Source organism: Burkholderia sp. Tr-862, assembly GCF_011753085.1.
Classification (GTDB): Bacteria; Pseudomonadota; Gammaproteobacteria; order Burkholderiales; family Burkholderiaceae; genus Burkholderia; species Burkholderia ambifaria.
The window spans coordinates 40,316-53,455 of the sequence record NZ_VWWG01000003.1; the positions used below are offsets into that span (position 1 = coordinate 40,316).

A 13,140-nucleotide genomic window follows, 5' to 3' on the forward strand; every position below is an offset into this window, starting at 1 on the left:
CATGTCCAGGAAACGTACTTCCCCCAATCGCAACGTTCAGATTGCCGACCAGATTCAGCGCGATCTGTCCGAACTCATCATGCGCGAGGTCAAAGACCCGCGCATCGGTATCGTGACCATCCAGAGTGTGGAGCTCACGCCGGACTACGCGCACGCGAAGATCTATTTCACGGCGCTCACCGGCGATCCGGAAAAGACGCAGGAAGCGCTGAACCACGCGTCGGGTCACCTTCACAACCTGCTGTTCAAGCGTCTGCACATTCATACGGTGCCGACGCTGCATTTCCATTACGACCAGACGATCGAGAAGGCCGTGGAAATGTCGCGCCTGATCAAGGAGGCCAACTCGACGCGCGCGAAGGACGACGACGAAGCCGACGCGCCCGCGAAGGACGATTGAGCGCGCGCGCCCTATGAAGACTGCAGCCCCTCAGCGTCCGCGCGTGCCTCGGCGCGCGCTGGACGGCGTCCTCCTGCTCGACAAGCCGGTCGGCCTGTCGAGCAATGACGCCCTGATTCGCGCGAAGCGCCTGCTTCTCGCGAAGAAAGCCGGTCACACCGGCACGCTCGATCCGCTGGCCTCGGGCCTGTTGCCGCTGTGCTTCGGCGAGGCGACGAAGTTCTCGCAGGACTTGCTGGAAGCGGACAAGACCTACGAAGCGACGATGCGTCTAGGCGTACGCACGACCACCGGCGACGCGGAAGGCGAGGTGCTCGACACACGCGCCGTCGAATGCGACCGGGCGGCGGTGGAAGCCGCACTCGCGCGCTTTACCGGCGAGATCGTGCAGGTGCCGCCGATGTATTCGGCGCTCAAGCGCGACGGCAAGCCGCTGTACGAATATGCGCGCGCGGGCCAGACCGTCGAACGGGAAGGCCGCAACGTGACGATTCATGCACTCGACCTGCTGGCCTGTGAGCTGCCGGACGTGACGTTTCGCGTGACCTGCAGCAAGGGCACGTATGTGCGTACGCTGGCCGAAGATATCGGCGAAGCGCTCGGTTGCGGCGCGCATCTGACGATGTTGCGTCGCACGGGTGTCGGTGCGCTGACGCTCGAGCATGCGGTGACGCTCGACGCGCTGTCCGACGCGGACGAAGCGGCGCGCGATGCGTGGCTTCAGCCGGTCGACGCGCTGCTGTCGACGTTTCCGCTGGTGCGTCTGGACGAAGCCGGCGCGAAGCGGTTCCTGCATGGTCAGCGCTTGCCGCTGTCGGCGCTCGATCCGATCGATGCGGCGGAGGGCGAGCGTGTGCGTGTGTACGATGCGGCACGGCTGCTCGGCGTGGCGCGCAAGGCCAACGGCGTGCTCGCACCCGAACGGCTTGTCGTGACGGCTGCATGATGCGCGGCGCGCAAGCGCCGTCGGAATGAAAAAATAGCCCGGTCGGAGTCGACCGGGCTATTTTGTTTGGCGCGCTCGTTCGAGCGCGGTGCTCAGTGTGCAGCCGACGCCGCCGCACCCGCATCGCCGCCGCCCGCGCGTTCGGGCTTCGTGATCCAGATCAGTCCGATCAGCAGCACGAAGATCGCCGCCGAGATGTAGAACAGATCGTTCACGCCCAGTTGCGCGGCCTGCTGCGTGGCCATGTTGTTGATGAGGCCGTGCGCCTGGCTCTGCGTCAGCCCGAGGTTGCCCATCTGCGTGACGGCCTGGTTGAACGTCGGGTTGTACGGGTTGGCCTGCTCGACCAGTTGTGCGTGGTGGAAGTTGTTCCGGTGATCCCACGCGGTCTGGAAGATCGACGTGCCGATGCCGCCGCACATGATCCGCACGAAGTTCGACAGGCCCGATGCCGCGGGAATGCGATGGCCGGGCAGGCCGGACAGCGTGATCGACACGAGCGGGATGAAGAAGCCGGCCATCGCGATGCCTTGCACGAGCGTCGGCAGCGTCAGTGACCACTCGTCGACGCCGGTCGTGTAGCGCGAGCGCATCCAGAAGCACAGCGCGAACGTCAGGAACGCGGCGGTCGCGATGTAGCGCGGGTCCGTGCGCGGCAGGAACTTGCCGGTCAGCGGCGACAGCAGGACCGCGAACAGCCCGACGGGCGCCATCACGAGGCCCGCATCGGTGGCCGTGTAGCCAATCTGGGTCTGCAGCCACAGCGGCAGCAGCACGAGGTTGCCGAAGTAGAGCCCGTAGCCGACCGCGAGCGCGATCGTGCCGCCCGTGAAATTGCGCATGCGGAACAGCGACAGGTCGACGACCGGATGTTCGGCCGTCAGCTCCCAGATCACGAAGAACGCGAACGAGATGACCGCGATCAGCGCGAGCGCGATGATCGTCGTCGACGCGAACCAGTCGAGATCCTTGCCCTTGTCGAGCATGATCTGCAGCGAACCGACCCAAAGCACGAGCAGCGCGAGGCCGACGCCATCGATCGGCGCGCGGCGCACCGTCGATTCGCGCGTGCGATAGATCGACCACGTGGCCAGCGCGGCGGCGATGCCGACCGGGATGTTCACGTAGAAGATCCACGGCCACGAGTAGTTGTCCGAGATCCAGCCACCGAGGATCGGGCCCGCGACCGGTGCGATCAGCGTCGTCATCGACCACAGCGCGAGCGCCATCGGCGCCTTCGCGCGCGGGTAGCTCGACAGCAGCAGCGATTGCGACAGCGGAATCATCGGCCCCGCGACCGCGCCCTGGAGCACGCGCGACGCGAGCAGGAACGGCAGGCTCGGCGCCAGCCCGCACATCCACGACGAGATGACGAACAGGATGATCGACGCGATGAACAGGCGAACCTGTCCGAAGCGATCGGTCAGCCAGCCCGTCAGCGGCACGGAGATCGCGTTCGCGACCGCGAACGACGTGATGACCCACGTACCCTGGTCGGACGATACGCCGAGGTCGCCCGAGATGGTCGGGATCGCGACGTTTGCGATGGACGTGTCGAGCACGTTCATGAACACCGCGAGCGATACCGCGATCGTCCCGAGCACGAGTTGCCCGCCCTGCAGGGGCGGGTGGGAGACTGGAGCCTGTGCCATGTCGGTAGTTTTTCCGGAGTCGGAGTCGTTACATCATCTTGGCGGCGCCGCTCGACTTCGCTGCAGCCGCGGCCGGTGCCGCTGCGTTGCCGCCGGCGTTCTCGGCGATGATGCGTGCGATCTCGGCGTCGGCTGCATCGCCGTACTTCGCGAACACGTTGGTCTCGTAGACGGTGTTCTGCGCGTTGGCGAGCTGGTCGCCGCGCTCATCCTTGATGTCGACGTCGACCTGCATCGACAGGCCGATGCGCAGCGGATGCTTCTCGAGCTCCTTCGGATCGATCTCGATACGCACCGGCAGGCGCTGCACGACCTTGATCCAGTTGCCCGTCGCGTTCTGCGCCGGCAGCAGCGAGAACGCCGAACCCGTCCCGGCCGAGAAGCCGACGACCTTGCCGTGGTAGACCGCCGACGAGCCGTAGATGTCGGCCGTCAGTTCGACCGGCTGGCCGATGCGCATGTGCTTGAGCTGGACTTCCTTGAAGTTCGCATCGACCCACACTGCATTCAGCGGCACGACCGACATCAGCGGGTTGCCCGGCGACACGCGCTGGCCGACCTGCACCGAGCGCTTCGCGACATAGCCGGTGACCGGCGCGGGCAGCACGTTACGCGCGTTCGCGAGGTACGCGTCGCGAACCTTCGCCGCAGCAGCCATCACGTTCGGGTGCGACGCGATCGTCGTGTTCGCGGTCAGCGCGCGGTTCGATGCGAGCTGCTGTTGCGCCGCGTCGACCGACGCCTGGGCGGCGCGCACCGCGTCGCGTGCGTGGGAGATTTCTTCCTGCGACACGGCGCCCGTCTGCGCGACGGCCACCCGGCGGCGCAGGTCGTCCTGCGCCTTCGACAGGTCGGACTGGCGCAGCGCGACTTGCGCACGGTACTGATCGTCGTTGACGAACAGGCCGCGCACCTGGCGCACCGTCTGCGCGAGATTGGCCTCGGCCTGCTGCAGCGCGACCTGCGAGTCGGCCGGATCGAGCACGACCAGCGGATCGCCGGCCTTGACCGTCTGCGTATCGTCGGCCTTCACGGCGATCACGGTACCCGTGATCTGCGGCGTGATCTGCACGACGTTGCCGTTCACGTACGCGTCGTCGGTCTCTTCATGGAAGCGCGCGACGAGGAAGTAGTACAGGCCGTACGCGATGGCCGCGATCACGATGACCGCGATCAGCAGCGTCATCATCCGTTTGCGCTTCCCGTTGTTCTGCGGCTGTGCGCTGGCGGCGTTTTGTTGAGGGTCGCTCATGGCGATTTTCTCCGTCCGTTATTTCGAGTGTCTGCGTAGTGGTGGCGCCGGATCAGTTGGCGGCCTGTTTCGTCGGCTTGTCGGCGTCGGGCGCGGCGAGCCGCGTGCCGGTCGCGTCGAACCCGCCGCCGAGCGCCTTGATCAGCGCGAGCTGCATGTCGCGCCGGCGCATCTTCAGGTTGGTCACCGTCTGTTCCGATGCGAGGCGGTTGCTGTCCGCGGTCAGCACCTGGAGCTGGGGCGACAGGCCGGCCTTGTAGCGAATCACGGCGAGATCGTACGCACGCGTCGACGCGTCGAGCGCACGCTGCGCGTCATCCATCTGGCGATCGACCGCGCGGATCGACGCGACCTGCGTCGCGACGTCGTTCAGCGCGTTGATCAGCGTCTGGTTGTAGTTCGCGACCGACAAGTCGAAGTCCGCATAGCGGCCCTTGAGCTGCGCGCGCAACGCGCCGGCATCGAAGATCGGCAGGTGGATGGCCGGGCCGAACTGCGCCTGGCGGCTCGCGAAATTCAGGAATTTGCCCCAGCCGAACGCATCGAAGCCGAAGCCGGCCGCGAGGTTCACGTCCGGGAAGAACTCGGCCTTCGCTTCCTTCACGTCGTGCATCGCGGCCTCGACCTGCCAGCGCGCGGCGACGATGTCGGGGCGCCGCGCCACGAGGTCGGCCGGCAGGTTGCCGGGCAGCGCGACATCGCCGGCCGGGCTCATCACCGGCTCGGCGATCTGCAGCCCGCGGTCCGGACCCTTGCCGAGCAGCGCGGCGAGCTGGTAGCGCACGGTCGTGATCTGGCCGTCGAGGTCGGACAGTGACGCCTGCGTCGTCGCGATATTGCCGCGCGCGGTCTGGCGTTCCACGTTGGTGTCGAGGCCGGCCGACACGCGGCCGTCGGTGATCTTGCCGACCGTCTGGCGGTTAGTGATCTCGCGTTGGGCGATGTCGCGCAGCGCATACAGTTGCGCGAGCGAGTTGTAGGTGCGGGCGACCGACGCCGCGAGCGTGATGCGCGCCTGTTGCATGTCGGCTTCGGCGGCCTTTTCCTGCGACACGGCCGTGTGCAGGCGCTCGCGATTCTTGCCCCACAGGTCGAGATCCCACGACGCGCTCGCGAGCGCGTTGTTCTCGCTGTACCACTGGCCGCCGTACGGGGGCGGGAACAGCGCGTTCGACGAATACAGCTCGCGCGTCCACGAGTAGCTGGCTTCGGCCTTCGGCATCAGGTTCGAGCGCGACGATTCGATGTACGACGATGCTTTTGCGATGCGCGCCTGCGCCTGAGCGATCGACGGGTTGCCCTGGAGCGCCTCGTCGATCAGCTTCGGCAGCTGCGGATCGCCGAACTGGTTTGCCCAGTCGAGCGCCGGCCACTGGCCACCCTGGGCCGGCAGGCTCTGGGTGGTTTCGAATTGCGACGCGGGAGCGATCTGCTTGTCGCTCTTGATGCCGATGTAGTTTGCGCAGCCCGCCAGCGCCAGCGCGGCAAGCGCGGCGGCGACGGCGACGCGGCACGACCCGGCGCGCACGGACAACGGGGAGGATTTCATCGCGCTGTTCCCTGACTCGGAATGAATGATGGACACTGCAAGGATTTCCTTACATTAATCTGTCAAAAGTAATTGTTATGGCAACTATTGCGGCAGGCTACCGCCGGCGTTCTCGCAATAGTTGCTGAGAATGCGGCGCAGCATGCTCTTGAGGAACCCGACTTCTTCCGGCGTAAACCCGCCCAGCAGCTCGTCGAGCACGCTGCGGAACACCGGCGGCAACCGCTCGGCCAGCGCGCGGCCTTCGTCGGTCAGCTCGAGCCGCACGACCCGCCGGTCCTCGATGCTGCGCACGCGGGACAGCAGGCCACGCTTCTCGACGCGATCGAGCAGGCGCGTGACCGCGCTCGCGTCGATCCCGTATTCCCGCGCGAGCTCGGCGGCCGTCGAGCATTTGCCGACCGCGATCATGAACAGCATGCTCGCCTGCGTGCCCGTGATGCCGAGCTCTTCCTGCGTGCGTTGCGTGACGAGGTTGGTCATCACTGATTTCACGCGTGACATCAGATAACCGACGCTGTCGTTCATCTGATACGAGGACAGCGGCGAAACAGGCGATTGGGAAGGAGAATCCGACATAAAACCCTGAGGCTGCAATAGTTGACTAGGCAGCAGTATAGGCACAATTGTTTGCCGCGGCAAATGTTAATCGAACGGGCGACGACGCGCTTCGTGCCCCAAAATCCCCTTGTCGACGTCAGGGTCTTCGGCGTCCGGCCAGGCCGGGGTGACCGGATTTAGACGACGGCAGGGCGGTGTCGTTTGTTGCGCTGCAACGAACAGTCCGGCGCCCGCCACACTCACGTGCTATAATTTGTGGTTTCCAAGCTGCAACGCGCGCGCACGTGTCCCGGTGACTGACGAGCGTGCGCGTTTGCGCGTTCAACGAATTTCCAGGTTTCTATGACCCGCGCCCTTCGCAATATCGCCATCATCGCCCACGTCGACCACGGCAAGACCACGCTCGTCGACCAACTGCTCCGCCAGTCCGGCACCTTCCGCGAGAACCAGCAGATTGCCGAACGGGTGATGGACTCGAACGACATCGAAAAAGAGCGCGGGATCACGATTCTCGCGAAGAACTGCGCGGTCGAATACGAAGGCACGCACATCAACATCGTCGACACGCCGGGGCACGCGGACTTCGGCGGCGAAGTGGAGCGCGTGCTGTCGATGGTCGACTCGGTGCTGCTGCTCGTCGACGCGGTCGAAGGCCCGATGCCGCAGACCCGCTTCGTCACGAAGAAGGCGCTCGCGCTCGGCCTGAAGCCGATCGTCATCGTCAACAAGATCGATCGTCCGGGTGCGCGGATCGACTGGGTCATCAACCAGACCTTCGACCTGTTCGACAAGCTTGGCGCGACCGAGGAGCAGCTCGACTTCCCGATCGTCTACGCATCGGGCCTGAACGGCTATGCGTCGCTCGACCCGGCGGCGCGCGAGGGCGACATGCGCCCGCTGTTCGAGGCGGTTCTCCAGCACGTGCCGGTCCGTCCGGCCGATCCGGACGCGCCGCTGCAGCTGCAGATCACGTCGCTCGACTATTCGACGTACGTCGGCCGGATCGGCGTCGGCCGCATCACGCGCGGCCGCATCAAGCCGGGTCAGCCGGTCGCGATGCGCTTCGGCCCGGAAGGCGATGTGCTGAACCGCAAGATCAACCAGGTGCTGTCGTTCACGGGCCTCGAGCGCGTGCAGGTCGACTCGGCCGAAGCGGGCGACATCGTGCTGATCAACGGTATTGAAGATGTCGGCATCGGCGCAACGATCTGCGCGGTGGATACGCCGGAAGCGCTGCCGATGATCACCGTCGACGAGCCGACGCTGACGATGAACTTCCTCGTCAACTCGTCGCCGCTGGCCGGCCGCGAAGGCAAGTTCGTGACGAGCCGCCAGATCCGCGATCGCCTGATGAAGGAACTGAACCACAACGTCGCGCTGCGCGTGAAGGACACGGGCGACGAAACGGTGTTCGAAGTCTCGGGCCGCGGCGAACTGCACCTGACGATTCTCGTCGAAAACATGCGCCGGGAAGGCTATGAGCTGGCCGTGTCGCGTCCGCGCGTCGTGATGCAGGAAATCGACGGCGTGCGCCACGAGCCGTACGAGCTGCTGACCGTCGACGTCGAGGACGAGCACCAGGGCGGCGTGATGGAAGAGCTCGGCCGCCGCAAGGGCGAAATGCTCGACATGGCGTCGGACGGCCGCGGCCGCACGCGTCTGGAATACAAGATCTCGGCACGTGGCCTGATCGGCTTCCAGAGCGAATTCCTGACGCTTACGCGCGGCACGGGCCTGATGAGCCACATCTTCGACTCGTACGCACCGGTCAAGGACGGCTCGGTCTTCGAGCGCCGCAACGGCGTGCTGATCTCGCAGGACGATGGCGCGGCAGTGGCATACGCGCTGTGGAAGCTGCAGGATCGCGGCCGCATGTTCGTGAAGCCGGGCGACGCGCTGTATGAGGGCATGATCATCGGCATTCACAGCCGTGATAACGACCTCGTCGTGAATCCGATCAAGGGCAAGCAGCTGACCAACGTGCGTGCGTCGGGTACCGACGAAGCCGTGCGTCTCGTGCCGCCGGTCCAGATGTCGCTCGAATACGCGGTCGAATTCATCGACGACGACGAGCTCGTCGAAGTGACGCCGCAGTCGATCCGCCTGCGCAAGCGCTTCCTGAAGGAGCACGAGCGTCGCCGCGCGAGCCGTGAAGGCGCAGTCGACTAAGCATCGACCGTTCCCATGCATGATGGAAAAGGCTGCCTTCGGGCGGCCTTTTTTGCATCCGCGCGATGCGCAACCGGGGTGGTTGCAAAACACTGTTCCCCAGGGTCGTGGCAATCCGGCAAAACCCCGTCGTGCGGTGCTTTCGGGCACATGTCGTCGTGAACTTCGGTATCGGTTCTGTGATATGCTGCGCGCACGCAAGTTTTAGGTCCTTCCAAGCAAGACTTGATTCGCAATCCGCTAAACGGTCAGGCCGTGTCGCGGAAGGTTGAGTAACCCGCTATTTCTCGAGAAGCTCGAAGAAAGGTGAGCGTAAAATGTCAGATGTAATGAAGCAGTTTCAGCTGAACTCCTATCTGTTCGGCGGCAATGCTTCGTACGTTGAAGAACTGTACGATGCATACCTCAACAATCCGGCATCGGTGCCGGAGAACTGGCGAGAGTATTTCGACGCGCTGCAGAACGTGCCTGCAACCGACGGCTCGACTGCCAATGACGTCGCTCATTTTCCGATCGTCGAATCGTTTGCCGAGCGTGCGAAGGCCAATGCCTTCATCCCGCGCGAAAGCACCAGCAATCTGGCGACCGCGCGCAAGCAGGTCCACGTCCAGTCCCTCATCAGCGCCTATCGCTTCCTCGGCTCGCAATGGGCCAATCTGGATCCGCTGAAGCGTCGCGAACGTCCCGCCATTCCCGAACTCGAACCCGCGTTCTACGACTTCTCCGAAGGCGACCTCGACCAGACATACAGCGCAAGCAACCTGTATTTCGGTTTCGACCAGGCTTCGCTGCGCGATATCGTCAAGGGTCTGCGTGACACGTACTGCGGCACGATCGGCGCCGAGTACATGTACATCAGCGATCCGGAGCAGAAGCGCTGGTGGCAGGAGCGCCTGGAATCGACCCGCGCGACGCCGGCCTTCTCGGTCGACAAGAAGAAGCACATCCTGAATCGCCTGACGGCAGCGGAAGGCCTCGAGCGCTATCTGCACACCAAGTACGTCGGCCAGAAGCGCTTCTCGCTCGAAGGCGGCGAAAGCTTCATCGCGGCGATGGATGAAGTCGTCCAGCACGCAGGCAAGACCGGCGTGCAGGAAATCATCATCGGCATGGCGCACCGCGGCCGTCTGAACGTGCTGGTCAACACGCTGGGCAAGATGCCGGCCGACCTGTTCGCCGAATTCGAAGGCAAGCACGTCGACGACCTGCCGGCCGGCGACGTGAAGTACCACAAGGGCTTCTCGTCGGACGTGTCGACCGAAGGCGGCCCGGTCCACCTGTCGCTCGCGTTCAACCCGTCGCACCTCGAAATCGTGAACCCGGTGGTCGAAGGTTCCGCGAAGGCGCGGATGGACCGTCGCGGCGACGAAGACGGCCTGCAAGTGCTGCCGGTGCAGATCCACGGCGACGCGGCCTTCGCCGGCCAGGGCGTCGTGATGGAAACGCTGAACCTCGCGCAGACGCGCGGTTACGGCACGCACGGCACGCTGCACATCGTCATCAACAACCAGATCGGCTTCACGACGTCCGACCCGCGCGACGCGCGCTCGACGCTGTACTGTACCGACGTGGTCAAGATGATCGAGGCGCCGGTGCTGCACGTGAACGGCGATGATCCGGAAGCCGTCGTGCTCGCGATCCAGATCGCGATCGACTACCGGATGCAGTTCCACAAGGATGTCGTGATCGACATCGTCTGCTTCCGCAAGCTGGGCCACAACGAGCAGGACACGCCGGCCGTCACGCAGCCGCTGATGTACAAGAAGATCGCGCAGCACCCGGGCACCCGTGCGCTGTACGCCGAGAAGCTCGTGCAGCAGGGCGTGATCACCGCGGAAGACGCCGACAACTACGTGAAGGCGTACCGCAAGGCAATGGACGACGGCCACCACACCGTTGATCCGGTCCTGTCGAACTACAAGAGCAAGTACGCGGTCGACTGGGTTCCGTTCCTGAACCGCAAGTGGACGGACGCAGCCGATACGGCCGTGCCGCTCGCCGAACTGAAGCGCCTCGGCGAACGCATCACGACGGTCCCGGAAAACTTCAAGGTTCACCCGCTCGTCGAGCGCGTGATCAACGACCGCCGCAACATGGCGCGCGGCGACCAGCCGCTCGACTGGGGCATGGGCGAACACCTCGCATTCGCGTCGCTCGTCGCATCGGGCTACTCGGTGCGCCTGACGGGCCAGGACTCGGGCCGCGGTACGTTCACGCACCGTCACGCGGTGCTGCACGACCAGAACCGCGAGCGCTGGAACGACGGCACGTACGTGCCGCTGCAGAACATCGCCGAAGGTCAGGCGAAGTTCACGGTGATCGACTCGGTGCTGTCGGAAGAAGCGGTGCTGGGCTTCGAATACGGTTACTCGACCGCCGAGCCGAACACGCTCGTGCTGTGGGAGGCCCAGTTCGGCGACTTCGTCAACGGTGCGCAGGTCGTGATCGACCAGTTCATTTCGTCGGGTGAAGTGAAGTGGGGCCGCGTGTCGGGTCTGACGATGCTGCTGCCGCACGGCTACGAAGGCCAGGGTCCGGAACACTCGTCGACCCGTATCGAGCGTTTCCTGCAACTGTGTGCCGATCACAACATGCAGGTCGTTCAGCCGACGACGCCGGCGCAGATTTTCCACCTGCTGCGTCGCCAGATGATCCGCCTGTTCCGCAAGCCGCTGATCGTCGCAACGCCGAAGTCGCTGCTGCGCCACAAGGAAGCGGTGTCGGATCTGTCGGAACTCGCGAAGGGTTCGTTCCAGCCGGTGCTGGGCGAAACCGACGGCGGCATCGACGCGAAGAAGGTCAAGCGCGTGCTGGCATGCTCGGGTCGCGTGTATTACGACCTCGTTGCACATCGCCGCGAAGCGAAGGCGAACGACGTCGCGATCATCCGTATCGAGCAGCTGTATCCGTTCGCGCACAAGCAGTTCGAAGCCGAAATGAAGAAGTACGAGAACGCGACTGAAGTGGTCTGGGTGCAGGACGAGCCGCAGAACCAGGGCCCCTGGTTCTACGTCGAGCACCACCTGAAGGAAGGCATGAAGGAAGGGCAGAAGCTGGCATACAGCGGCCGTCCGGCTTCGGCCTCGCCGGCGGTTGGCTACTACGCGAAGCACTACGAGCAGCAGAAGGCACTGATCGAAGGTGCGTTCGGCCGCCTGAAGAGCGCATCGATCGCGAAATAACCGACGGAAGCGAAACGGGAAGGCGCGCGGCGCTTTCCCGTCTCTTTTGGCCCGCCGGGCGCGTCGCGCGCCGCTCCGGCCGAAGGAATCGCACGAACCTCGTCATTACCCAGATTAAGCATCCAGGAAAATCACATGGCTATCGTAGAAGTCAAAGTCCCCCAGCTTTCGGAGTCGGTGTCGGAAGCCACCATGCTGCAGTGGAAGAAGAAGCCGGGCGAAGCAGTCGCGCAAGACGAAATCCTGATCGAACTCGAGACCGACAAGGTCGTGCTCGAAGTGCCGGCACCGGCCGCGGGCGTGCTCGCGCAAGTGCTGCAGAACGACGGTGACACGGTCGTTGCCGACCAGATCATCGCGACGATCGACACCGAAGCGAAGGCAGGTGCTGCCGAAGCCGCGGCAGGCGCCGCCGAAGTGAAGCCGGCAGCAGCAACTGCTGCAGCCGCACCGGCAGCCCAGCCGGCTGCCGCTGTCGCATCGAGCTCGGCTGCCGCATCGCCGGCCGCGTCGAAGCTGCTGGCCGAGAAGGGCCTGTCGGCAGGCGACGTCGCAGGTTCGGGCCGCGACGGCCGCGTCACGAAGGGCGACGCGCTCGCAGCAGGCAGCGCACCGAAGGCCGCGCCGGCCGCCGCACCGGCGAAGACCGCCGCTGCCAAGCCGGCGCTGCCGGAAGTGAAGGTGCCGGCGTCGGCAGCGACGTGGCTGAACGACCGTCCGGAACAACGCGTGCCGATGTCGCGCCTGCGTGCGCGTATCGCCGAGCGTCTGCTCGAGTCGCAGCAGACCAACGCGATCCTGACGACGTTCAACGAAGTGAACATGGCTCCGGTCATGGAACTGCGTAACAAGTACAAGGACAAGTTCGAGAAGGAACACGGCGTGAAGCTCGGCTTCATGTCGTTCTTCGTGAAGGCGGCCGTGCACGCGCTGAAGAAGTTCCCGCTGGTGAACGCGTCGATCGACGGTAACGACATCGTCTATCACGGCTACTTCGACATCGGTATCGCGGTCGGTTCGCCGCGCGGCCTGGTCGTGCCGATCCTGCGCAATGCGGATCAACTGAGCCTCGCCGAGATCGAGAAGAAGATTGCCGAATTCGGTCAGAAGGCGAAGGACGGCAAGCTGTCGATCGAGGAAATGACGGGCGGTACGTTCTCGATCTCGAACGGCGGCGTGTTCGGCTCGATGCTGTCGACCCCGATCATCAACCCGCCGCAGTCGGCCATCCTCGGCGTGCACGCGACGAAGGAGCGCCCGGTTGTCGAAAACGGCCAGATCGTGATCCGTCCGATCAACTACCTGGCGCTGTCGTACGACCACCGGATCATCGACGGCCGCGAAGCCGTGCTGTCGCTCGTCGCGATGAAGGATGCGCTGGAAGATCCCGCACGCCTGCTGCTCGATCTGTAAGCCGAGTCTCACTGCA

At 64.7% G+C, this 13,140-nt stretch carries 9 protein-coding genes; 5 read left to right on the forward strand and 4 right to left on the reverse strand.

Going from position 1 to position 13,140, the window contains the following annotated elements; all coding sequences use genetic code 11:
* The first annotated feature begins 1 nt into the window (after position 1).
* Complete coding sequence (gene rbfA / locus F3J14_RS01720) at positions 2-400, forward strand: 30S ribosome-binding factor RbfA (RefSeq protein WP_166721495.1); 399 nt, start codon at positions 2-4, stop codon at positions 398-400.
* A 13-nt stretch (positions 401-413) separates the two neighbouring features.
* Entirely contained in the window at positions 414-1,346 is a 933-nt protein-coding gene (gene truB, locus F3J14_RS01725) for a tRNA pseudouridine(55) synthase TruB (protein ID WP_166721496.1), read from the forward strand.
* Between the two features lie 92 nt (positions 1,347-1,438).
* Here truB and F3J14_RS01730 read toward each other — a convergent pair whose 3' ends face one another.
* The 4 genes from F3J14_RS01730 to F3J14_RS01745 all read right to left on the reverse strand — a co-directional run bounded on the left by F3J14_RS01730 (position 1,439) and on the right by F3J14_RS01745 (position 6,378).
* A complete protein-coding gene (locus F3J14_RS01730) occupies positions 1,439-2,998 on the reverse strand; it encodes a DHA2 family efflux MFS transporter permease subunit (protein WP_166721497.1) in 1,560 nt (519 codons plus the stop codon).
* Between the two features lie 28 nt (positions 2,999-3,026).
* The gene (locus F3J14_RS01735; RefSeq protein ID WP_166721498.1) at positions 3,027-4,250 is read right to left on the reverse strand and encodes an HlyD family secretion protein; all 1,224 of its coding nucleotides are present in this window, start codon (positions 4,248-4,250) and stop codon (positions 3,027-3,029) included.
* 52 nt (positions 4,251-4,302) lie between these two features.
* Complete coding sequence (locus F3J14_RS01740) at positions 4,303-5,799, reverse strand: efflux transporter outer membrane subunit (protein WP_166721499.1); 1,497 nt, start codon at positions 5,797-5,799, stop codon at positions 4,303-4,305.
* Positions 5,800-5,883: 84 nt separating this feature from the next.
* Entirely contained in the window at positions 5,884-6,378 is a 495-nt protein-coding gene (locus F3J14_RS01745; RefSeq protein ID WP_166721500.1) for a MarR family transcriptional regulator, read from the reverse strand.
* A 324-nt stretch (positions 6,379-6,702) separates the two neighbouring features.
* Between F3J14_RS01745 and typA the strand changes: the two genes are divergently transcribed.
* From typA to odhB, 3 genes are all read left to right on the forward strand, one after another.
* Positions 6,703-8,529 carry a translational GTPase TypA gene (typA, locus tag F3J14_RS01750; RefSeq protein ID WP_006752282.1) on the forward strand — a complete coding sequence of 609 codons (1,827 nt, stop codon included), beginning with the start codon at positions 6,703-6,705 and terminating at the stop codon, positions 8,527-8,529.
* 317 nt (positions 8,530-8,846) lie between these two features.
* Positions 8,847-11,711 carry a 2-oxoglutarate dehydrogenase E1 component gene (locus F3J14_RS01755; RefSeq protein ID WP_166721501.1) on the forward strand — a complete coding sequence of 955 codons (2,865 nt, stop codon included), beginning with the start codon at positions 8,847-8,849 and terminating at the stop codon, positions 11,709-11,711.
* A gap of 135 nt (positions 11,712-11,846) precedes the next feature.
* The gene (gene odhB / locus F3J14_RS01760; protein ID WP_166721502.1) at positions 11,847-13,124 is read left to right on the forward strand and encodes a 2-oxoglutarate dehydrogenase complex dihydrolipoyllysine-residue succinyltransferase; all 1,278 of its coding nucleotides are present in this window, start codon (positions 11,847-11,849) and stop codon (positions 13,122-13,124) included.
* Positions 13,125-13,140 lie beyond the last annotated feature (16 nt).